Annotated in this window: 26 protein-coding genes and 1 other RNA gene; 4 read left to right on the forward strand and 23 right to left on the reverse strand. The window is 28.1% G+C overall.

Features of this window, described 5'->3' with window-relative positions; all coding sequences use genetic code 4:
* Positions 1–11 precede the first annotated feature (11 nt).
* From SSYRP_RS03730 to SSYRP_RS03755, 7 genes are all read right to left on the reverse strand, one after another.
* Positions 12–863, reverse strand: coding sequence for a hypothetical protein (locus SSYRP_RS03730; protein ID WP_016340980.1), 852 nt, complete (start codon positions 861–863; stop codon positions 12–14).
* Complete coding sequence (locus tag SSYRP_RS03735) at positions 850–1533, reverse strand: ATP-binding cassette domain-containing protein (RefSeq protein WP_016340981.1); 684 nt, start codon at positions 1531–1533, stop codon at positions 850–852. The genes SSYRP_RS03730 and SSYRP_RS03735 overlap by 14 nt, the downstream gene beginning before the upstream one ends.
* A complete protein-coding gene (locus SSYRP_RS03740; protein ID WP_016340982.1) occupies positions 1534–2553 on the reverse strand; it encodes a hypothetical protein in 1020 nt (339 codons plus the stop codon).
* A gap of 198 nt (positions 2554–2751) precedes the next feature.
* Complete coding sequence (locus SSYRP_RS03745) at positions 2752–3621, reverse strand: ECF transporter S component (RefSeq protein ID WP_016340983.1); 870 nt, start codon at positions 3619–3621, stop codon at positions 2752–2754.
* A gap of 88 nt (positions 3622–3709) precedes the next feature.
* Positions 3710–4080, reverse strand: an RNA gene (gene rnpB, locus SSYRP_RS05190) — RNase P RNA component class B.
* Between the two features lie 91 nt (positions 4081–4171).
* Complete coding sequence (locus SSYRP_RS03750) at positions 4172–5014, reverse strand: Pr6Pr family membrane protein (RefSeq protein WP_016340984.1); 843 nt, start codon at positions 5012–5014, stop codon at positions 4172–4174.
* Positions 5015–5054: 40 nt separating this feature from the next.
* Complete coding sequence (locus SSYRP_RS03755; RefSeq protein ID WP_016340985.1) at positions 5055–5381, reverse strand: DivIVA domain-containing protein; 327 nt, start codon at positions 5379–5381, stop codon at positions 5055–5057.
* A 44-nt stretch (positions 5382–5425) separates the two neighbouring features.
* Here SSYRP_RS03755 and SSYRP_RS03760 point away from each other — a divergent pair, with 44 nt between their 5' ends.
* Positions 5426–5956 (forward strand): Holliday junction resolvase RecU, encoded by a 531-nt coding sequence (locus SSYRP_RS03760; RefSeq protein WP_016340986.1) that lies wholly within the window; start codon positions 5426–5428, stop codon positions 5954–5956.
* On the opposite strand, the gene SSYRP_RS03765 is transcribed toward SSYRP_RS03760, so the two are convergent.
* The 12 genes from SSYRP_RS03765 to hpt all read right to left on the reverse strand — a co-directional run bounded on the left by SSYRP_RS03765 (position 5942) and on the right by hpt (position 13791).
* Positions 5942–6454, reverse strand: a complete 513-nt coding sequence (locus SSYRP_RS03765) for a DnaD family protein (protein ID WP_236608036.1) — start codon at positions 6452–6454, stop codon at positions 5942–5944. The two genes, SSYRP_RS03760 and SSYRP_RS03765, sit on opposite strands and share 15 nt — an antisense overlap.
* A 76-nt stretch (positions 6455–6530) precedes the next feature.
* Positions 6531–6803, reverse strand: coding sequence for an HU family DNA-binding protein (locus tag SSYRP_RS03770; RefSeq protein WP_016340988.1), 273 nt, complete (start codon positions 6801–6803; stop codon positions 6531–6533).
* 198 nt (positions 6804–7001) lie between these two features.
* Positions 7002–7838, reverse strand: coding sequence for an aldose epimerase family protein (locus SSYRP_RS03775; protein ID WP_016340989.1), 837 nt, complete (start codon positions 7836–7838; stop codon positions 7002–7004).
* A gap of 15 nt (positions 7839–7853) precedes the next feature.
* Positions 7854–8516, reverse strand: a complete 663-nt coding sequence (gene deoC / locus SSYRP_RS03780) for a deoxyribose-phosphate aldolase (RefSeq protein ID WP_016340990.1) — start codon at positions 8514–8516, stop codon at positions 7854–7856.
* On the reverse strand, positions 8503–9498 hold the full coding sequence (locus tag SSYRP_RS03785) for a Gfo/Idh/MocA family protein (RefSeq protein WP_016340991.1): 996 nt from the start codon (positions 9496–9498) through the stop codon (positions 8503–8505). The genes deoC and SSYRP_RS03785 overlap by 14 nt, the downstream gene beginning before the upstream one ends.
* 29 nt (positions 9499–9527) lie before the next feature.
* Complete coding sequence (locus SSYRP_RS03790; protein ID WP_016340992.1) at positions 9528–10106, reverse strand: hypothetical protein; 579 nt, start codon at positions 10104–10106, stop codon at positions 9528–9530.
* Positions 10107–10121: 15 nt separating this feature from the next.
* A complete protein-coding gene (locus SSYRP_RS03795) occupies positions 10122–10838 on the reverse strand; it encodes an RsmE family RNA methyltransferase (protein WP_016340993.1) in 717 nt (238 codons plus the stop codon).
* Positions 10838–11413: a dephospho-CoA kinase gene (coaE, locus tag SSYRP_RS03800; RefSeq protein WP_016340994.1), complete on the reverse strand. Its 576-nt coding sequence runs from the start codon at positions 11411–11413 to the stop codon at positions 10838–10840. Before coaE ends, SSYRP_RS03795 begins: the two co-directional genes overlap by 1 nt.
* 13 nt (positions 11414–11426) lie before the next feature.
* Entirely contained in the window at positions 11427–12116 is a 690-nt protein-coding gene (locus tag SSYRP_RS03805) for a GDSL-type esterase/lipase family protein (protein WP_016340995.1), read from the reverse strand.
* A gap of 15 nt (positions 12117–12131) precedes the next feature.
* Entirely contained in the window at positions 12132–12488 is a 357-nt protein-coding gene (locus SSYRP_RS03810) for a hypothetical protein (RefSeq protein ID WP_016340996.1), read from the reverse strand.
* A gap of 48 nt (positions 12489–12536) precedes the next feature.
* On the reverse strand, positions 12537–13190 hold the full coding sequence (locus SSYRP_RS03815) for an ECF transporter S component (RefSeq protein WP_236608037.1): 654 nt from the start codon (positions 13188–13190) through the stop codon (positions 12537–12539).
* Between the two features lie 19 nt (positions 13191–13209).
* Positions 13210–13791, reverse strand: a complete 582-nt coding sequence (gene hpt / locus SSYRP_RS03820; protein ID WP_016340998.1) for a hypoxanthine phosphoribosyltransferase — start codon at positions 13789–13791, stop codon at positions 13210–13212.
* Positions 13792–13947: 156 nt separating this feature from the next.
* Here hpt and SSYRP_RS03825 point away from each other — a divergent pair, with 156 nt between their 5' ends.
* On the forward strand, positions 13948–14688 hold the full coding sequence (locus tag SSYRP_RS03825) for an MIP/aquaporin family protein (RefSeq protein WP_016340999.1): 741 nt from the start codon (positions 13948–13950) through the stop codon (positions 14686–14688).
* 69 nt (positions 14689–14757) lie between these two features.
* Here the strand turns inward: SSYRP_RS03825 and eno are convergent, their stop codons facing one another.
* From eno to mgtA, 4 genes are all read right to left on the reverse strand, one after another.
* Entirely contained in the window at positions 14758–16134 is a 1377-nt protein-coding gene (gene eno / locus SSYRP_RS03830; protein WP_016341000.1) for a phosphopyruvate hydratase, read from the reverse strand.
* 121 nt (positions 16135–16255) lie between these two features.
* Complete coding sequence (locus tag SSYRP_RS03835) at positions 16256–18412, reverse strand: ATP-binding protein (protein ID WP_016341001.1); 2157 nt, start codon at positions 18410–18412, stop codon at positions 16256–16258.
* A gap of 16 nt (positions 18413–18428) precedes the next feature.
* Positions 18429–19520, reverse strand: a complete 1092-nt coding sequence (locus SSYRP_RS03840) for a DNA cytosine methyltransferase (RefSeq protein WP_016341002.1) — start codon at positions 19518–19520, stop codon at positions 18429–18431.
* A gap of 115 nt (positions 19521–19635) precedes the next feature.
* On the reverse strand, positions 19636–22338 hold the full coding sequence (gene mgtA / locus SSYRP_RS03845; RefSeq protein WP_016341003.1) for a magnesium-translocating P-type ATPase: 2703 nt from the start codon (positions 22336–22338) through the stop codon (positions 19636–19638).
* 430 nt (positions 22339–22768) lie between these two features.
* Between mgtA and SSYRP_RS03850 the strand changes: the two genes are divergently transcribed.
* Complete coding sequence (locus SSYRP_RS03850; RefSeq protein WP_041614488.1) at positions 22769–23293, forward strand: DUF4238 domain-containing protein; 525 nt, start codon at positions 22769–22771, stop codon at positions 23291–23293.
* A gap of 23 nt (positions 23294–23316) precedes the next feature.
* Positions 23317–23670 carry a hypothetical protein gene (locus tag SSYRP_RS03855; RefSeq protein ID WP_144060306.1) on the forward strand — a complete coding sequence of 118 codons (354 nt, stop codon included), beginning with the start codon at positions 23317–23319 and terminating at the stop codon, positions 23668–23670.
* Positions 23671–23703: the final 33 nt, after the last annotated feature.

Consider the following 23703-nt stretch of genomic DNA (forward strand, 5'->3'; position numbering starts at 1 on the left):
CCCTTCTAAACTTAACTTTTTAATGAAAAAGTAAAATATTTAATATTTAAAAAAATAAATAAACCAATAAACGCAAAACTTGGAATAATAGTCTGTGCAATATTATTAAATGGCGGTCAATTAGAATTTGTAGGAAGAAAAATTTGTCCCATCCCTTCTGGATCAAAAACCTGATAAGAAGTAAATAATAACATTGTTCAATTAGAATATTTTCAAGGATTAAAATAACCAACAACATTAAAAAATATTGAATTGGATTGAATTGGGGGAATTGCTACATCGGAAAATATTAATAAAAATAAAAAAACTAGAAACATCACCCCAAAACAAGCATATTTATTTTTAAAAACTCCGGCTAACAAAACAAATATAAATGTAAGTAAAACCATTGATACAAAAGTTGTTAAAACAAAATATATTCACATAAAAGGTAAAATATTGTTAAATAATTCAGAATTTAAACCAATAATAGAAATCTTAGACATTCCATAATAAAGTAATAGGCCTAATATCGTATTTACCACATAAATTTCTGATGAAACAATTAGTAAGGCAATAAAAATATTAGCTTTACTATTATTTTTTAAGTAGATCCTTCTTAAAAAAGAAGTTTCTTTTGCTTCATATGTAAAAATGCCAATATAAAAAGTTGAAAACAAAATCGTAATTGTAGAAAAAGCAAGCATTTCTGGTGGAGTTATTTTGTATATACTATATCTATTTCATAATCAATATACAAAAAAAGACACAATCAAAGGTAAAACAATAGCAATAATATGAGTTCGTGGATTTTTAAAAATTGTTTTATTTAGCAATTTAAGTGAAGAATATTCTTCTTTAAATCATTGCTTATTTATTTTCATTTTCAAAAAAATTCACCAGCCTTTTTCGTACTGAACCATATTTTGTTAACATATCTTGCATTTTTACATCTTCAAATATAAAACCATCTTTTAAAATAATTATACGGTCACTTAATATTTCAACTTCTTCAGGAATATGAGAAACAATAATTAATGATATTTTTTTCTCAGTTCTAAATTTATTGAAAAAATTAGTTAATTTTACTTGCATTTTTAAATCCAAACCAGTAATTAATTCATCTAAAATTAAAATTTTAGGTTCATTTACAACTGATAAAAAAGAATTAAATCTTTGTTTTTGTCCAGCTGATAAAGAATTAAGATCTTTTTTTAAGAGTAAATTTAATTCAAAAATATCTAGTAATTCTAAAACATAATTATCTTTTTCATAATTGTTACCTTTGTAAAAAATAATTAGATCTTTTGGTGTTGTTCCAAGCGGTCATGAGCCATCTTGAAATTGAATACCAATATTAATATTTTTATCTGAATGAATTATTTTACCTGATGATGGTTTCAAACTTCCAGCAATCATTTCTACTAATGTAGTTTTTCCTGAACCATTAGCCCCTAAAATAGCAATTGATTCACCTTCCTGAATTTCTAAATTTATATCTTTTAAAACTTGTATCTTACCAAAATATTTCGACACTTTTTCTAACTTAATCATTTAATAACTAACCTCTTCTTTTTGTTTTAAATATTTGAAATCTAATGTTAAATTTCATTCTTGTTTATTAATAAATAGTTTTAGTAAAGCTTTTCTATTTTGATAAATGAATTTATATTGTTTGCCATTTTCTTCTTTAATAATCTCTGAAGTCCCATCATCGCTTTGGGAAGAAATATCTAAATCTTGATAAGTTAATTTATTGTGAAATAAAACCCCTTTTTCAATAACCGCCTTTTGTAGATCTTCTAAACTATAATCTTTTTTAATTTCCCCAATATTAATTGTTTTTTCCCCAGTTACAGCTCAATTATAAATATCTCAGGCAAAACCTCATAATTCAGGATCTAATTGATCAATATTAATATAAGGATTAAAATTATTATCGTAATCTGGTCCTTCTCATCATTTTATAGTACCAGTTTGTTCATCATTATCTGGACCGATAAAATCATAAAAATTTAAATTTATGCCAGTTTCATAAATAAAACCTGTATCTCATAAAATAATTTTAGCTCATTGATAAAATGGGAAAGAATGTCAATAAACCATTCCTCATAAATTTAGCATTTCATTTTGATTTAATAAAATTTTTTCTTGCTTAATTTCGCTTATTGCACATTCAATAAAATATAATCGTAATGAATAAAAAGCATAATTTTTCATTTCAATACTTTTAGCTACAGTTTGCGCTAAATAATTATCCATAACTTCATTAGGTACACCATAAGCATCATAGCCATCTTGCCCAGCATGTTCCTTATTTATGTCTTTGTATTTCAAATATTGCGAATAATAATAATCTTCAAATTTGTGAATAATGATTCCTTGATTTTGGGCAATTTTTTCTTGAGAATTAGTATAAAATTGTTCTCATATTGACAAAAACTTTTCATTCATTGGTGGTCAGCCATGTTGAGGTTCAAAACTATTGTTTTGACAAGAAATTACTTGAGTAACAGATGTGATAGTCATAGTTGATAAAATTACAGAGGATAAAATAGTAAGTAATTTTTTCATAACACTTAACCTTCCTTATTTCAAACTTTTTTCATTATATCACAACAAAAAAAAAAAAAAAAACCGCTTAAGACAAAAAATATCATAAATTTTTTATAAAAGTTAATTATCTTTATATTATTTTTGGTAAATTTGGTTAGCATTAGTCCTTTTTACATAAAAAAATGGCCTCCTGAGCCATTCTCTTATTCTAATTACCTAAACATATATCCCATAGCGATCAATTAGCTGACGACTTCGTTGTTCTAAAACAATGAATAAAATTGCACTAATTGTATACTTTCCAACAAAGATTCCAAAGAAAATTCCGATAAAAATTAACGTATTTTTCCATGAAGCAAATATTGGTGATAAATCATTACTTTCACTATGTTCATGATAAAGTCCCTTATCAAGAGGTAAACTCCCAACCAGGTGCCCCCCAGCCTCAGTGTGAGCCTCAAAGCCCCCAGCGCCAGTACTTAATAATATTTTCGCAACAATTAAAACAGCTAAAGCCTCAACAATTGCACATAATGGTACAACTAAACTAAATGCTAAAATTTTTTTTCAAAATTTAACTTTAACAATACGGTGATGATGATCATGTGATGTTTTTGTTAAATGTGGATCATGAATGTTATGATCTTCAACATTTTCCTCAACAAATTCCTTACGATATGCACTAAAGACAATATAGTAAATAAATCAAGTAATAAATATTACTAAAATATTTGATAACATAAAGAACGCCATTTCTAACCAAGAATGATGTCCATCAACTAAATTATGTAATCATGGTAATGCAATTCCATCCAATAACGCAAATCATAATCCGATAATGGCAATTGAATAAATTAGCACTAACGTGTCAAAAAAGCGCACCCCAAATGTCGCCCCTCATGGCATTGGAATATCAAAAATTTCTAATAAACTTAAACCAACAGCAATTGCTAGAAAAACCCCAGCAAGCGTGATTTTAAAAACTAAACTTTTTTGATTATACAATTCTTTTTTAAAAATTGATTCTTTAACACGGTTTCAAAGTAAATCTTGTTTTACTTTAATTTCAGGCTCTTTTTTTTCCATTAATATTTCCTCCAATTATTTATAAAAATTATAATTTATTTAGTAGTAACAGTCAACCTTTTTTGAAAAAAAAAAAAAAAAGTTATGACTTCATAACCCACGTTCTGTTTTTTTATTCTTACGAATAAAAACACTAGTTATTTATCTATTAAAAGTCTCCTTTTAATTCTTGTATTTCTTCTGAATTAAAAATACAAAAGTCCCTTACCAATATTTAGGTTTCTCGCTTGTGGGGTTTACCCGTTCCATCTCCCTAAATTTCTTTAGTTCCTCGTTTCTGTGGCACTTTTACAGAAAATATCCATATTACATTGTAACTTAGGAATCTTTTCAGCCGTCATAAGAAAGTTCTTATGCTTAATCTTATTTTTTCGATTAACACAAACACTACAATCATCCCAGATTGTGCGAGCGTGGAGTTTCCTCTACTATTTGATATAGCAGCAACTAGTTCGGCCATAACAATATTATTATACTATTAAATCGCTAATTTTAATATTGTTGCAAAAGAAAAATCACTGTTATTTAACAGTGATTTTTTGGTAAATAATTATTTACTTGCTGGCGTTAATTGTTTTTTCTTATTTAAACGGTTGAAAGCAAAATTATATAATGTTGCAAAGCCTAAAATCATTGCTAATAAGACAAAAACAACAATAATAAATCAAGCATATCCTGGTAACCCTAAAATTTTTGGGGCTGTTACTTGTAAAAAGAAGTATGGATATGCAGTTGAAACTAGTTTACCACTAAATTCTCTCAACAACCCACGGATAATAGCATATACACCATAAACTACAACATAGATAACATAATTACCGTAGTATTTTTTGATAAATTGTTTATTTGAAACTAAGTTATCTTTTTTCAAGAAGAAAATCACATAGATAATACATAGCATTGGAACAATAAAGTGTAAGAAGGTTTGAATTACTCAGCTAAATGCACTTAAAGCTGATCCTTTTCCACTTCCACTATTTGCTATTCCAACTGGTAATAAAACCAAGTTATAAACAATACATGTAATTGAAATATAAACGGCAACAGCTAAACTAAAGTATGGTTTTAAAAATTTATGTACCCCTTCTTTAGTATGTCAGATTGCGGCAAAAATAAATCATAATACTACTAAAATGTTAGTTTGAATTGTAAAAAATGATAAGAAAAAGACCGTATAACCTGCATAATCTCAGTGAAGATTACCTTGGGCATCATACAGCGCCCAAACATAAACTTTATCTGTTGAACCTTCCGGAATTCTTCAAACATTTGAAATATTGACCATTCCATTAATATATTCACCTAAAATGGCAAATAGCCCAATAAAAATTGCAGCAATTTTAAATCAAAATCGTCAATCTTTAATGTATAAGTTACGTTGTTTTAATGACATAAAATATATTCCTCTCTTAAATTAATCCAAATATTGAAAATTAGTCATTTTTTAATTTACCTTCTAAATTATGAATCCGTTTAATTAAATCTGCTTTTGAAAAACCTTCCTCTTCTAGACGCGCTTTTTGGGCTTTTGTTTCATCTAGTTGGGCTTTTAAAACATCATTTTTATCTTGGAGATCATTAATCTGTTGGCGAAGGTATTTAATTTCCTTATTGAAGTCATTAGTAATTGCTTCAAACATTTGATAATCAACAGCTACCATATCTAAAAAAACATCGACTTCATGGGGATCATATCCCTGATAATCAACTTGAAATTCTTTATTGACAACATCAACTGCTCTTAATTTAATTGTTTTCACTACTAATTCACCTCTTTTAAATGATAAGGAAAAATAAAATTCTAATGGTAATAATAGATTGGAAAGGAAGTGAAATTATTCACCTAACTGCCAATCGGGGTATGTTTCTTGAAACACTAATTAATTATACCATCAATGAATATAAAAGCAAAAATATTGCATTATTTAATAAAAGGCCCGTAAACATTATTCCTTTAGTAAAAAATGGGGCCATAATTGAAAAAGGGTATTTTAAAGAAAAGTCAACTTGTGACTACTATGGGTTATTTCGGGGAACATATGTTGAATTTGAAGCAAAAGAAACTTTTAAAGAAAAATTTAACCTAGCATTATTAAAAAAACATCAACTAGAACAATTATTTTCAGTAACTGCTCATGGTGGGATTAGTTTTATTGTTGTTTATTTTCATCTTTATCATCGTTTTTTTCTTTTATATAGCGAAGAAATAAAAAAATGACTAGCTACAATAAAATCACGACAAATGCCAATCACTTATTTTGAACAATATGGTCATGAACTATTTATTACTTATCCCTATATTCTAGATTTTTACCAGCATTTAATTATCAAGTAGTCAATTATATTTAGTTAAAGATTTTGGTTTAGTTTTAATATAATCTTCAATTAATTTCAATAATTCTTTGAAAACAAGTTTTTTACCTTGATAGTTATTTAGAATTAATGTTAATTGGAAATCAGAAATTTCATCATTAAGATATTTATTTAAAACAATTTTTTCGTCATTTGTTAATGGGTTTTGTAATAACACATCAACTTGTTGATACAAAAATTGTTTTTCTAAATTCGTTTCATTGTTTTCAATAATAATCATAATTTTTTTAAAAATTGGTGACAAATCCATTTCCAGGGCCCCTTTTTTCATTGTGATATTAATAAAACCTTGTTGTTTTAGCTCATCCAACATTGCTTTCGCTTGTGTTTCAGTAAAATTTGAATGATTTGAAATTTCTAATGGTGTAATAAACCTTTTATCAGAAGAAGAACAGTTCATTATTAACATAATTAATACTAACTGTTCTTCTGATAAACTTATTAACTTGTAATGATTCAATAAAAATCTTCACTTATTGATACTACCATTATTAAATAAAATATTTAACATAGATTATTTATTTAATTAAATGATCCTAGTTTAAAGCATCTTTTAATTGTTTTGCTGGTTTAAATTTAGCTGCTTTTGATGCTGCAATTTTAATTGTTTCACCAGTAGCTGGGTTTCTTCCTTCTCTTGCTGCACGTGCTGTAACTGAGAATTTTCCAAATCCAGCAATAGCAACTTCGTTCCCTTTTACTAAATTTGCTGAAATTTTATCAAAGATAAAATCTACGATTTCAGCTGATTCAACTTTAGTTTTGTTAAATTGTCCTGCTAATAATTCTACTAATTCTTTTTTTGACATATTTACACCTCTTCTAATTAAACCCATTTCATTAGGTTTATCGTTATTTTACTCTATTTTATTGAAAAAGTATATAAAAACAAGGAAAAAAGTCCGAAATATCGCATAATAAAACCCTTATTTTATAAGGGTTTTATTAAAAATATTAATTTTTTTTTAAAAAAATATAAATAATTTTCGTTAGAAACATTAAACTGACTATTTTTTAATTGTAATAACTAACTGATAAGTTTTATTTTCTTGTCGTTTTAAATGATTAATTCATGGTTTTTCATCGAATGGGGTTGTGGCAAAATTATAATCATCATGATGGCCATCTCATGGCTCAACACAAATAAATTCAGCCCCATTATCAACTTTTCAAAGTAATAAATTTGGGTAATTTTTAACGACAATTTCAAGTTCACGTAAGTCATCTTCAATCTTAACAGTTGTTAATTTGTGGCCAAAAACCGCATAACACTGACCTTGATCAAAATCATGGCTTTTAATGTCAAATTCTGTAAGAACTTCCCCAACTAATTCTTTTCCTAAAAATTGGCCCCCTGGAATTTCCATTACTTGGGATGACTGATCAAAAATAACCTTCCCAACATTTGGATTTACTTTAAAAGCAGGGTGTCAGCCAAAATTATATGGTAAATCATCATTACTTAAATTTATCACTTCGACAGTATTAATTAAGCCAGTTGTTGTTAATTCATAAGTGACTTTTAAACAGAAGCGAAAAGGATAAATTGCTAAAAAATCATCGCCATCGTATTTAACAACTAATTTTGTTGCACTATGTTCAAGTAATTCTCACTTTGTAATTGAACGAAAAAATCCATGACCTGTCATTTTATAGACTTGATTGCGATACCAATATTGGTCATCAATTAATTTTCCAACAATTGGAAAACAAATTGGTCATGATTTTTTTCAACTACTGTTTTGTTGATAAATATATTCCTGCCCATTTTTTGTCAACGAAATTAGTTCAAAAGGTTCTTGGGCAATTTTTGCTTGTAATTCGCCATTTTCTAAAAGATACATTTTATTATTTCCTTTCTAATAACCATCATTGTGCTGTTGATTTTGCACAATTGCGACTCCTCCACTTGTTCCAATTCGACTTGCACCAGCGGCAATCATTTCTAGAGCATCGTTTTTCGTACGAACTCCCCCAGCCGCTTTAACTTTAATCTGATCGCCAACCGTTGTAGCCATTAGTTTAACATCTTCAACTGTTGCCCCACCTTTATTAAAGCCAGTTGAGGTTTTAACAAAATCAGCTCCAGCTTGTAAAACTATTTGAGAAGCTAAAACAATTTCTTCTTTTGTTAATAAACATGTTTCAATAATAACTTTTAAAACATTATTTTTTAACACTGCTTTACAAGCGGCAATATCTGCTTGCACAAGATCAAAGTCTTGTGATTTAAAAGCACTAATATTCATTACCATGTCAATTTCGTCAGCCCCATTTTCGAGCGCATTCGTAATTTCAAAAACTTTTGTTGGCGTTGTATTAGCTCCTAAAGGGAAACCAATTACAGTACAAACTTTAACATCACTATTTTTTAATAATGTAGATGCTAACTTAACATATGTTGGATTAATACAAACCGAAGCAAAATCAAATTTCAATGCCTCTTCACATAAAATAGTAATTTCCTTTGTTGTTGCTTCTGGTTTAAGTAGGGTGTGATCAATATATTTATTTAATTTCATCAATAAATTCTCCTTGCTGATTTTGATTACGGTCAATCGCTTCCAATGCGCCAATTGCATTAATTGTTAAATCTAATAACCGTTCCATTTCTGTAAAATTATTACTATTAATAAGATCAAGAAAGACATTTAATTCATATGTCATTCTATTAGGATTTGTAGATGTAGCTGTTAACTGTTGTTCATCATCTTCTTCACGGCGATGGAGTACTAAGTTATCAATACTAGTTAAATTATTAAAAGTAATTGTATAGTCATAACTTAAAATTTCACTTTCACTTTTACCATTTGTGGCTTTCGAACAAACAATACTTGTAAAAATATTATTTTGGTGACGTAATAGGACAATATTATTAATATCAACCCCATTTTTTAACTTATGACTCATTGCTTTAACTTCTTTAATCGGACCAAATAAAGCCCCTGCTAATTCAACAGGATAAATTAAGGCATCGTATAATGAACCCCGTCCTAATATTTCATCAAAAACTGATGGATATTCATCATTTAAGACATCTTTCATCCGACTTGAATATTTATTCCAGTTAAAATTAGCCAAAAATGGCTTTATTTCATCAACCGTTTTTTTCAAGATTTGAAACTCTGGTAAATGAATTGGTTTAAAAGCTTCCATTAAAATAACATTATTCATTAAAGCAATATTTTTTAGATCAATAACTTCGCTTTGGCAAAAAGCGGCTGGTTTTTCTAGTAAAACATGCTTTTGTTGTTGTAAAAAATATTTGGCTTGCTGATAATGTAGTCCATTTGGTGAGGCGATGTAAATTATATCAATGTAATCAAGCATTTCCTCAAAATTATCAACCATCCGGACTTGTAAATTATTTTTTAAACTAAAAATTTTTGCTTTATCTAAACTACGAGAATAAAGACAAGTAATTTCCACTTCCTTATTTTCTCGGCAGGCATTAATAAATTCACTAACAATCATCCCAGTTCCAATTGTGCCAATTCTTAACATTTTATCACCTCAAATAATCCTGGTATATCTTATTCTTTTGTTTTATTTTCTGAGTCATCTAAAAAGGGATTTGCATTAGGGTTTTTACTTTTCACGCTAGTAAATGGGGAATCATTTTTTGCTTTTAATTGGGCCTCTTCTCAATCAGCTGAATCTTTTCAGGCTTTTTTAACTAAAAAGATTTTTTCTTCGACTCTAACAATTGATTCTAGAATTGAAATAGCAATCGATAAAACAAACACAATTGGGAATCAAACGTATCAAAAAATGTTAATGCCAGTTTGATTTAACACATTGGTATTGGCCAAAATTAAATAAAGCAAAGTAATCCCAAAAATAATATACTGACCAATATAGAAAATTTGCATATAAACTAAGTGTTTTTTTGTTAATTGAAATGTTGTTTTCTTCAATTCATGAATTCTGACAACATGATAAATAACAAATAAGACAATACCAAAGCCTACTAAAACATAACAAATTTTATAAGTAGTTACTGGGTCAAGGTTAATTTTGTTAATTCCTAAAACTAAGAATACTAATAATAATGCTGTATATAAGATAATATTAGCAATACTAACAATTGATTTAATACTTAGTGATTTCATCTTCTTCTGCTCCTTTTATAATTCCTTTTGATAAAGAATGGCACTTAACACTGCCAAACTTGCTGTTTCTGCTCGTAAAATCCGAGCACCTAACGAGACATTATCAAAACCTAACTTTTGTAATTGATCAATTTCTTGGGGTGTTAAACCACCTTCTGGACCAATCACAAAAGTAATTGTCTTACCTGGTTTTGCTAAGACATCATTTAGTCGCGCTCCTAAATTTGCATTTTCATAACAAACAAAATTAATTTCCCCACAAAACTTCTTAATTTCCCCCAGTTTATTCATAATTGGAAAAACTGTTGGAATTTCATTGCGGTAAGACTGTTCGCTAGCTTCTTTACAGATTTTTTGTCAGCGCGCTAATTTGTTAGTGCTATTTTCATTCTTTAATTGTACCACAGAACGTTCAAACTGAAATGGAACAATTGCCTTAACGCCTAATTCTGTTGCCTTTTGTAATAAAAAGTCTCATTTTGGCCCCCGAATTAAACCAGCAATTAAAGTAATTGCAACTGGCGATTCGTGGTTTGATAATAGCGCTTGCACCAAAATAATTTTAATAGTGCTATCTTGATAATTAACAGCCGCTTCATAATGTTGACCATTAAAAATACAAATTAAATGTTCGCCCTGACGAAATTTTAAGACTGTTTTAATTTGTTTTAAATCATCTGGTTCTAAGGTAAAAAAAGTACCATCAAAGTTTTGAGCAAAAAAACGATGCATTAGTTATTTCCTTCCATTTTGACCATTATTTGGTCAATTTTCTTAAATAGTTCCTGTTCAAAAGTATTATTTATTATTTTAAAATCATATTTCTCGCTAGTAAATAATTCTGCTTGAATTGTTAATAATGAATTAATTTCCGCTGGTGTTCAAATCGTATTTCGTTCTTCCACTCTTTTAAACAAAGTTTCGGTTGGAGCCGTAATAAAAATTGTATAATCAAGAATTATTTTTAAATCCTTAAATGCAACTGCCTCAATAACAATATTTTTATTTTGACTGGCCGTAATAATTTCTGTAATTTTATCACCTACTAAAGGCCATAAGAAATCGCGAATTTTTTTAGCAGCAGTTTGATTGGTAAATAATAATTGGCGAAGTTGTGCTTTATCATAGCCTTCATCAATCACTACTGCTGGATAATGTTTCGTAAAAAAAGCAAGCACTATTTCACTAACCATCACTGTTTGGGCGATTTGATCTGCTGATAAATAATCATAATGATAATTCTCAGCAAGATAGTGACATAAAGTTGATTTTCCAGCGCCAATTGGTCCATATACCCCAATAATCATTTTATAACCCTTCCTAATTAATGGCTAATAAATTATCTGCCACAATTTTATTAAATATTGCCTGTGCAACTGCCCTAGTTTCTTGCACTGTATAATGAATCCCATCATAATTTTGATAATCTTCGGGCTGCGGATTTGCTGTTTGTTGTAAATTGACAACCCCAACTCCGGCATTGGCAAAATGCGCTTCAAAAATAGCTGGTAAATCTGTTAATAATTCCCCATCTGTTTTGGTAATTACTTTCGGTGGGCAAATAATTAACTCCTGATATTTTTTGTGACCTTCACTGTTAACGACCAAACTTGCCATTTGTTTTAATAACTGTGATAAATTATCAACAATTGTTTTACTAATATCATTGTCTTTTTCCCCCGTCATTTTTTGATAAGCGTCTTCGCCAAAAAAATCATTAGTTCCTAAAAAGACAATAAAAAGATCAAAAGGACCAGCTTGTTGTAATAGTTTTGGGACCTGGGCTTGACCATTATCTTGGGGAAAACCAAAATCAATTCGTGGCGGAACAATTGTTCGCCCTGGTCAAGCATTAATAACTAAAGTAATTTCATAGTCTTGATAGTGCTCTTGTAAAAGGTCTTTTAATTTTACTGGTCAATTATCCGCTTGGGCCATTTGACCACGTCCCATTGGTAAATATCCAAAGGTTAAGGAATCACCTAAAATAGCTATTTTTTTCTGTTTCATTATTTTTTCTTCTTTCTATTTTATTTTATCACTAATTATTTTTTCAAAAAAATTAATTATTCATGCTAAGCCAAATAACCCTTTAATCATATTATCAAGGCTTTGGCGCGCTTTTAAATAACCAACTAAAGTGTAGCAAAGAAAGAAAATCGCAATTAATCACGAAAATAAAATTCAAAGGATTATTAATAAAACAATAATAAATCATTCTTTACCGCCTTGCTCTAATTTATCAGTTAATTGCTTGGTAGAACGATATTTTGCATAAAAATAGCCAGCTGGTCAAGCTAAAAAATATCATAAATATAGTAAAGGTAAAAATAAAATAAATAAAATAATTTTAAAAAATGTTACTTCTTTTTGATTCGCCATGACTCTATTCCTCCTTTGCCATAATTTTTAATTAATTTTTAACAAATTTTAGTAATATAGTTTCCGTAATGCATAAGCCACTGGCGGATAAATTAATATTGCTAGTAATCATTCTGGCAAAAAATTTGTTGCCAAAATAATTCATGTAAACGCTTTAAAAAAACTTTGTTGATCAGGATTAGTATAAATTAACGGTCCTAAAAAATACATAAATGATAAAACAAAAAAAGTATTTAAGATTGTTGCTGTTGCCGCCACAATTACATCATAAACTTTATAAGAATAACGTGTTAATCATGTCACTTTTGCCAACTGATTATTAAGGGCTTTTTGCTCTCTTTTTACAGCTGAATAATTTAACAAGTGTGCTAAAGTTCCCACGATTATCCCCATTAACAAGCGTGGGACAACAGAAAATAACGGGTTAACAAAAATGAATGCTGTTATATCTGGAAAAACTAGAATCTTTATCAGCGATGACAAACCAAAGATTAAACCATAAATTGTTCCCGAGATAATTAAATTAACACCCGCTGTTAAAAATAAAGCATACATTCCTATTAAAAAGAGAATGTGAACTAAAGTTAAAGCAACAGGACCAATCATAATGTACCCTAGTTGCGGAACAAAAGTAAATAGTAAAAAAATTGCAATAAGAATACTATTGATTGTAATTACTCTTGTTGTCAACTTGCGCATCATTGCACCTCTTTCGTTTAAATTATTTTTCTCAAGTTCAAGCTTTGATTTTTTCAACATCAGCGATTGCAACGTACGGTAAATTACGTAAACGTTCTTCATAATCTAAACCAAAACCGATTAAAAAAGCCGCTGGAACATCAAAACCATATCAATCAGCTGCTAAATCAACTTTTCGCCCTGATTTTTTATCCAATAAAGTAACAACTTTAACACTACGAGCCCCTTTGTCCAGTAAATAATCTTTAACTAGTTTAATTGTCTTCCCACTATCAATAATATCTTCAACAAGAAGAACATCACGATCTTCAACATCTGCTACTAAATCAAACATTATTTCTGGATTTAGATTACCAGCGACACCCCCAGCGTAAGATGAAACTGTCATATATTCTGTTTCAACTTCAATTTCTAAATCTAATAACAACATTGCCATAAAGGGAATACAACCCTTTAATAATCCTAAGCATATAACCGTATTATCTTTATTATCCTGAGAATTGGCGTGATAATATTGATTAACTGCTACTGCTAATTCTTTACATTTAGCGGCAATCTCTTCACGTGTATATAAAACTTCTTTAACTAATGGATGAATTTTCATTTCTTACCTCTTTTATCAACTATTGTGTTTATTATATCTAAAATATTTAATTTTTTTAAATGAAATTACGAAAAACTTACTAATTATTTGAAAGAAAAAGATATAATAATATTTATATTAGCAAGAGAAATATTATTATATATAAAGGTGGGAAACATGGCAATATTTTTTATACAACTGAGTACGGAACTCCTTGGAACAGCCATTTTAGTTTTATTGGGAAATGGTGTTGTCGCAAATACTCTTTTAAAAAAAACAAAAGGAAATAATCAAGGTTTTCTGGCAATAACAGCCGGATGAGGATTTGCAACATTTTTAGGAGCTTTAGTCGCTAGTTTATTAAACGGGGCAGCGCAGTTAAACCCAGCTGTTACAATTGCTGTTGTTATTCAGCAAACATGGTTTATTGAGCATGGTTGATTTTTACTTCCAGCAATCTTAATTGGTCAAATTCTTGGGGCAATAATTGCTCAATTAATTGTTGATACAATTTATTGAAAACATATTAAAGATACTGTAACAGATAATCCTGATTTTGTTTTAGCCGTTCATGCGACAATTCCTACTTATCAAAATAAGTTTCTGAATTTTTTCACCGAAATGATTGGCGCGGCTTTATTAGTATTAGTAGTATTATTGTTATCTGAACAAGAATCAAAAGTAATTCATAATTTAGCACCATTATTTGTTGGATTCACTGTTTTTGCAATTGGATTAGGAATTGGGGGGCCTACTGGCTATGCTATTAACCCTGTCCGGGATTTTATTCCCCGTCTTATTTATAGTTTTTTACCCCTAAAAGGTAAAAGTAAAGCCCAATGGAATTATAGTTGAATCCCTGTTTTAGCCCCAATTACGGGAGGAATTATTGTTAGTTTAATTTTCTGAGCATTATAAATAATAAAAAAAGGTTAGGTATTTTATACCTAACCTTTTTCTTTACCAAATAAGTTTATTGCTTAAAAATTATTTTTTAAATTCAGCAACATGTTTTTTTAGATTATAGAATGTTTTAATTCCATCATATTTTGCTGAAGTTCCTAATTCATCTTCAATTGCTAATAAACGGTTGTATTTTGCAATACGATCACTACGTGACATACTTCCTGTTTTAATTTGTCCTGTATTTAACGCAACAGCTAAGTCAGCAATTGTTGTGTCTTCTGTTTCCCCTGAACGGTGTGAAACTACAGCTGTTCATCCAGCTTTTTGGGCTAATTGAATTGTATCAATTGTTTCTGTTACAGTTCCAATTTGGTTTAATTTAATTAATACTGAGTTTGCAGCATTATGGGCAATTCCTTCAGCAGTAATTTTTGGGTTTGTAACAAATAAGTCATCCCCAACAATTTGGATTTTTGATCCCATTGTTTGTACTTGTAATTCAAATCCGTTTCAGTCAGCTTCTGCTAAACCATCTTCGATTGAAATAATTGGGTATTTATCAACTAATTTATCTAAATATTTAACCATTTCTTCAGTTGAAATTGCTCATTCTTTTCCAGTAACTTTTTCAATTTTTTTGAAATGATATTTTTTATCTTCAAAATATAATTCTGATGAAGCACAATCCATTGCGATCATTACTCCTTCAGCTCCTGGTTGATATCCAGCTGTTTTAATTGCTTCAACAATTAATTCTAAGGCAACTTCGGCTGGAGTTTGAGCTTGAAATGCTTCTAAAGTTTGGTCTTTATATGCTCAAGCAAAGTTTGGGGCAAATCCCCCTTCATCACCAACGGCAGTAATATCACCTTTATCATGTAAAATTTTCTTTAAAGTATGGAAAATTTCTGCTGATCAACGTAATGCTTCTTTAAAAGTTGGTGCTCCAACTGGCATAATCATAAATTCTTGGAAATCAATTGCACTATCAGCATGTTCTCCCCCATTAATAATATTTAACATTGGCACTGGTAATGTTTTAGCATTAACTCCTCCAAGGTATTTATATAATGGTATTTCTAATTCATTAGCTGCCGCTTTGGCAACAGCCATTGAAACTCCTAACATTGCATTTGCTCCTAAGTTTTTTTTGAAATCTGTTCCATCTAATTGAATCATTGCATTATCAATGGCTACTTGATCACAAACTTCCATTCCAATAACAATATCAGCAATTTTTGTATTAACATTTTCAACAGCTTTTAAAACACCTTTCCCAAAGTATCTTGCTTTGTCACCATCACGTAATTCTAACGCTTCACGGCTTCCTGTTGATGCTCCTGATGGAACCATTGCAGAACCATATCCACCAAATTCTGTTCAAACTTCAACTTGGACTGTTGGATTTCCTCGTGAATCTAGGACTTCACGAGCATAAATATTTTCAATTTTTGACATTTCTATTTTTCTCCTTTTTAACCTAATAAATCTATTATATTCCTTGTCTTTCAAATAGTAAATAAGTTATTTAAAAAAAGCATTTTTTTAAATAACTTATTTGTAAATTATCAAATATATATTAAAATTTAAAATATTTTTTATACTTATTTAAATCAATTAATTGAACTGCTTCATAAAAAATATTGACTTTTTCATTATTATTTAACAAAAAATTTTTTACATGAATATTAATATCCATTATTTGTTCGTTATTAATCTCAATTTCAATATTACTTTTTAAAATATCTAATATGCAACTAATAAATTTAAATAATTTATTTTCCTCTATTAAAATTAGACTATCTGTTTTTAAAAAAATGGATGAAAAATCAAAATAACTTGTTTTTGTTGCTAATGGAGAAACTATGTATTCAGATTGTGATAAAGAATGCTTTGACTTATCACTATCAAAAATTACAAACTCACTATTTGATAATTCATCATTTAAAGCATATATTCCTCCATATTCTATGTCTGTAAACCAATTATCTACATAATTTATTGATGCACAAATAAAATAACAACAATTTTCTATTTTACGGTTTAGTGCTTTTTCTTTTATATATCTTGTAATATCTGTTCCATAATTAATTTTTGGATCTTCTTTAGTATAAATTATACTAATTTTAGGATTAATAACCTTAATTTTGTTTAAAACCTCACTTAATACTTCAGAAATGAAGCAAGATGTAAAACTAGTTAAACTATTTGACTGTTTTAAATTTTCTATGTTTAAAGCTTTGCTCGATGAATAATTTTTAAAACTAATAAAAACAGTATCAAGCTTTTGTGGTAATTTTTCATTTTTAAAATTTGAAATATATTTAGCTAAAACTTCAGCTTCTTTATCTAATTGTGGTGAATTTTTTAGAACTTTTTCTTCAAATTCCAAATATTTTTTAGTAAAATTAGAATATTTTTTAGTTATTTTCTCTTGATTTGCATCATTAATTTTTTTAACTATTTCATTACGATTAGTAATTAATTTATTGATTAAATATATAATAAAAAATTTTAAATAAATAAATCTCTCGTCGTTCTCATCAACGGCATCTCTTCCTGGTGTAGCAATATCGTTTTCATCATCTGTATCTAAATAATTTGCAAAAATATCCCCAATTATATAATTTGAACCAATTTGAGTATTTTCTATAGAGTCAAAAATATTTGATATCATAACTCTATTTCTAGAATAAATAGATATAATACCACCTATATTATTTTCACGATCGATTCTATCCAAAATACCTATAAATCCTTTTAAAGTAACTAATTCTTTGAATAGAACTGGATTAATTTTGTAATTTTCATCGTTATAACTTCTACATAATTTTTTTTCTAACCAATTATGTAGTTCTTTTGCCTCTTCTGCAGAAGAAACAACTGATAAAATTCTATTACTAGAATTTTCATGAACATTAATTTTTTTTGAAATATCAGGATTTTTATGCGATAAAATTGTTTTTTGGATTTTTTCAATTTCCTTTTCAGAAAAATAATTTAAATCATATACTTTTAAAAACGAAGTAACTATATATTTTACTGGATTAATTAATTCTATTTTTTCTATGTTAAAATATTCATTTTTTAGTACATATATATTCATTTTGCTATTATTTTCTATTTTTTCAGAATATAATGGCTTAAAGGCTTTATAAATTCTATAATTAATTTTATTTTTAACATCATTCAAAGCATTATTTTTGTTAAAATCCTTAATTGAAATTAATGTTCCATTTTGTGATGAAAATTTGTTTAAAAATTGATTATAATAATTAACTTTATCAGAATCTATTTTATCAATTTCATGGGGATTAATTTTATTATCAATATCCCTTTTGCTTAATAACAATGTTTCTAATGATGTTTTTTTAGTTTTTGAATATAGTTCAATGTGATTTCCAATACCAAAAACAGCTAATTTTCCAAAGCCTTTTCTACCCATAGGTGGTCTTTTAAAAACTAGTGACTCTCTAAAGAAAGTTCTCTTTGAATAACCAATTTTAAGAAATTTATTTTGAATATCATTTGTATCCATACCATTTCCATCATCAAAAAAACAGATTTCTTCTACTTTGTTATTTATAGTTTTAAATCATATTAATACATTTTTTGCATCAGCATCATATGAATTTGCTACAAGTTCTGTAATCATACTATATGTATTTTTATATAAATTCTTACCAAATTCTTGAACTATTTTATTATCTACATAATCAAAAGTATAACTCTTCATATTAAATTTTCCTTATCTATTTCAATTGCTTTAATATTTCATATACAAACAATGGTGGAACTCCTTCACCAATTACTCTCCTTATAAAATTATCAGAAGCTCATTCTGGTATATTTCAATTGTCAGGTAATGTAGTTAGTCTCATTATTTCTAAAATTGTTAATACTCTTGGATCACTGTATGTGCCATCCTCTAATTTTTTACCAGGATGGACATTATTCTGGGATGAAATTGCCCCATTAGCCATAGTAATTGTTGGCGAAGGAGAATCTCATTCTATTCTTTTATATGTGGTTGGAAAACCTCTAATTAATTCTCCAGATGTTTTTTTTGGTTTATACAGATCAGAATTATCAAATGCGCTTTTCCCTGTAGGAGTAACTTTCATAATTTCTACATGTCTTTTACAATGAATAGGAGGCTTATGCCATTTATTATGTAAATTTTCCTTTCCAAAGGTATTTGATGAACCTACTTCCTCTTTAATTATAGGATTCAATGATTCTAAGTCTCCTATTGCATCCTTAACTGTCTTTCATTCTCTTTTTTTTATTTTTGGAATAATTAATTTTTTTTCAATATCTTTTCTTGTTAATAAAATAATTGCTCTTTTTCTAATTTGCGGAACTCCAAAATCTGCTGAGTTTAGTACGCTTTTTTCCAAAAAATAATCCAAAGATAATTTTTCATATAAAATGTCTATAATTTTTTTAAGCTTATTATCCAAAATAATTTTAGTGTTTAAAAAGCTTGGTACATTTTCTAAAAAAACATACTTCGGTTTTAATTCTAATATAATATCTATTACATATTTTATTAATAAATTTCTTTGATCTTTTCAATCATTTTTTCCGGCTGTACTCATACCTTGACAAGGTGGAGTAGCAATAATAAAATCAATTTTTTCTTTTTTTGAGTAAGAAATTATCTTGTTAAAAATATACTTTTCCTTAATATCACCAATTATAACATTTGTTTCAGGATAAATATTTTTATAAAATTTTGCTCTATCTTCTTTTAATTCAGACGCAATTTTAACTTTAATATTTAATTTATTTAAATAAAATTCTGCAATTCCTACATTTGCAAATAAAGATAAACCATTCATTTTTAAACCTTTCTATAAAAAATTATAAATTATTTATTTAAATTATATAATATTTTCAAGATTGTTAATATAATAACTTCGCTAAAAAATAAAAAGTTTAATTAAATTAAACTTTTTATAATCATTTTTTAAAGATTTTAATATATCCCATTTTGACTAACTGACTAAGTAGACAATAACTAACAATTATGGTAATGACAATTCCAATAAATGAATATGGTGGTGAAACCATGCTCATATTTGCTCCTAAAACGGTAAATGGTATTGCAAAGCCTATTGCACATAATAATCCTGTCATCACATTAACTGGTCATGGCGAACGTGATTGAATAAATGGAATTTTTTCTGTACGGAACATTTGGACAACTAAGATCTGTGTTAGTAAGCCTTCGATAAATCATCCGGCGTTAAACATTGCAATTGCTGAAGGATCATCAACATGATTTTTAACATCATAGCCAATATATAATACGGTAAAGGTTACAATATCAAAAATTGATGATACTGGGCCGTTAATTAAGGCAAATGGTAAAAAGTCTTTTGTCGTTCACCGCTGGGGTTTTGCTAAAAAGCTACTATCAACTCGGTCAAAGGCAATGGCAAATTGAGAAATATCATATAATAAATTTTGGAATAATAATTGAACTGGCATCATTGGGGTAAATGGTAATCAGGCTGAAGCGACTAAGACACTAAAGACATTCCCAAATTGTGATGCAATTGTAATTTTAATATATTTTAGAATATTACCAAAGACTTTGCGTCCCTCAACGATTCCTTCTTCAATTACACTTAAAGATTTTTCTAATAAAATTAAATCTGAGGCTTCTTTAACAATATCGGTCGCATTATCAACTGAAATTGCTACATCACTTTGGCGTAAAACGGGAGCATCATTAATCCCATCACCCATATAACCAACAACGTGGTTATTCATTTTTAAAGCTTTAATAACTTCAACTTTTTGAATTGGAGTTAATTTAACAAAAATGTTATTTTTTTCAACAATTTTCGCTAATTGTTCTGGGGTCATATTTTCAATTTCACTACCTGAAATTACCCCTTTAATTTTTAAATTAATGCGTTTACAAATTGCACGAGTTACTTGTTCATTATCCCCCGTTAAAATTTTCAAATCAACACCATAATGGGCTAATGATTTAATCATCCCAGCAGCTGATGCTTTTGGGGTATCTAGAAAACTAGCAAAACCACAGAAAATCAATTTTTCTTCAGCGTTATCAATAAAATCATCCGTTTTAGCTTGTAAATTTTTATAAGCTAATCCTAAAACCCTTAACCCTTGCGAATTTTGATCATCAACTGTACTTTTGATTTGACGCATCATACTATCATCTAATGGTACGATTTTCCCTTGATATTCGACATGTGTACATGTGCTTAGCATTTCTTCAACCGCCCCTTTACTGATGACAATTGATTCATCATAAGCTGTTTTAACAATTATTGTTAAGCGACGACGGTGAAAATCAAACGGAATTTCATGAATTTTTTGATAAGCATTAGTTGTAATTGTTAAATTATTTTTATCAATATAATTTGTAATCGCTGAATCTAACGGATTACGAATTCCTGTTTGATAAAAGGCATTTAAATATAATAATTTAAGTAAATGATCATTATTTTTATTATCTAACGTACGATAATCAACTAGTTCAATATTATCATTGGTAATTGTCCCTGTTTTATCAGTACATAAAACATCAATTGCTCCTAAGTTTTGAATCGCACTTAAATTTTTAGTAATAATTTTTTGTTGACTTAGTTTTTTTGATCCACGAGCTAAATTGGAAGTAACAATCATTGGTAACATTTCTGGTGTTAATCCAACGGCGATTGAAATCGCAAAAACTAAGGAAGTTGTTCAGTCATTTTTTGTTAAACCATTTAGGACTAAAACAATTGGCACCATTACTAACATAAAAATAATTAATAAGAATGTTACTTTTTTAATTCCCTTCGCAAAACTAGTTTGCGGACGGCGTTCAGAAATTGTTTCAGAAATTGATGAGAAATAAGTATTTTCTCCCGTTGCAACAACAACTCCTAAAGCATTTCCTGAAACAACAGTTGTCCCCATTAGACAAATATTTTCAAAATCAATAAAATTATTTGTTTCTTGATAGAAATCTTGTTTTTGAACTGGTAAAGATTCTCCTGTTAAACTTGACTGATTAATTAATAAGTTATTGCTTAAAATAACTCTTACATCAGCTGGGACAACATCTCCCGTTGCTAAATGGACTAAATCCCCTGGCACCAATTCACTTGCACTCATTTCTGTTCCATATTTAATAAATTCAAACTCATTATTACGATTAATTTCATTTGTTGTTAAATATGGTTCGCGAATAACAATCGCTTTTTTACTAATAAATTTTGTTAATTTTTTCGCGATTAAATTTCCCCGAATTGTTTGAATATAAGTAAATGTACCACTTAATAAAATCATTCCCCCAACAATACAAGCCGCTACTAAATCAAAAATTGATGGTTCATCATCTGAAAAGTAGTTATATAAACTATAGGCTGTAATTAAGAGCAAAATAATATTAAATGGGCTAAAATAACTTTTAAGAAATTCTCATCCTCACGGAAACTTTTTTTCTTTCATTTCATTTTTCCCATATTTGGCTTGGCGATCTTCAACTTGCTTTTCGCTCAATCCATAACTGGTAATTTTCAATTCATTTAATAGTTCTTCTTGACTAGCTTTGGCATTTTTTCGAATTTGTTCTTCATAAGCATAAATATGTTTTTTCTTTTTATGTTTATGAAAGAAATTAGTTTTTCTCATATTTAATCCCCCTCTAGTACTTGATGTTTATCAGACTTTACAGGGAACCACAAAAAAATATTAGTTTACAACAACTAAAAAAAGTGGTCTTACCGTAGTAACCTCTGAATTACATCAATTAATTAAATTAATGTCTGATAATTTCCTTTCGGAATAACTGGATACTACCATAAAACCACCTCCTTTAACACTCTTCTAACTATAACAAAAATTGGTATTTATAGCAACCACTTTTTTTATTCGGTCTATTATTCGGTCTATTATTCGGTCCAGAAGCAGGATAAGGAGAATGCGCGCTAAATATCAAAAAAGACTGTAGATACAGTCTTTTTTCGTGGGGGCAAAAGTACGTGCACTTTTCTTTTTGCCCTCTTTCTCGGACAGCCAAGCATTAATCTTATGGTATTATTAAGTTGGTGATCTAAAACGTATGGAAGCAACTAATCAAATTACAAAAATACAACATTTTTTGTCTAACCTCTTATTGAAAAGATGAAAATCAAACAATGGATGAATTATTCTTAATAGAGAAACAAGTGAAATAAAAAAAATAGATAGTACCAAAAAAATGAACAATATATTTGCTCTTAATTTTTTATATGAAGATAATATTCATAATATTAATGAAATTGAAATAAAATTATCCCAAATAGAAAATTCTTATGCAGAATTTACTAAAAGAATTATGAAACAAATTGATGAAAAAAATTTTAAGATAGACTTAAATTTTAAACAAGTTTGCCTTATTTGAATTTGAGATAGAATTCAAATATTAAGATCTATAGACTCTAGAAAATGATTTGAAGACATAATTAACCTAAAATCTTTTAATGAATATATTAATGAAATATTTAATAATTACTATACTAATATTTTTCTTAAAGGAAACATAAAATCTTTTAATGAAGCATTATTAAAGTATGATAAATGATTTACAAATGAGCAAAAAAAATAAATTCAACTAAATCAAGAAAAGCTATGGAAAATTTAAATAATGAAATTATTAAAACAATTCAACAAAATAATGAATTATCATTGATTCACTTTTTTAAAACTTATAATATTTATATTGCCTATAATATTTTAGGAACAAATACATTAAATTCAAATATTAGAATGAAAGTTAATTGGACAAATCCACCATATATTGGCAAAGAATTTTTTTGAATTTGAAAGCAACCGTTTTCTCCTTACTTGTCATTCCAGTTTTACCCAAAAAATAACACAAAATTATTAGAAATATTTAATATACCAGTTTTGGAAGAATATAAAAATCAATTTCAGAAATTAACAACAAATCAAAATTTAATAAAAATGATATATAGTAATTAATATAGATTTTCAAATTTCCATTTTAAGGTCTCA

It is taken from the genome of Spiroplasma syrphidicola EA-1 (genome assembly GCF_000400955.1).
Classification (GTDB): Bacteria; Bacillota_I; Bacilli_A; order Mycoplasmatales; family Mycoplasmataceae; genus Spiroplasma; species Spiroplasma syrphidicola.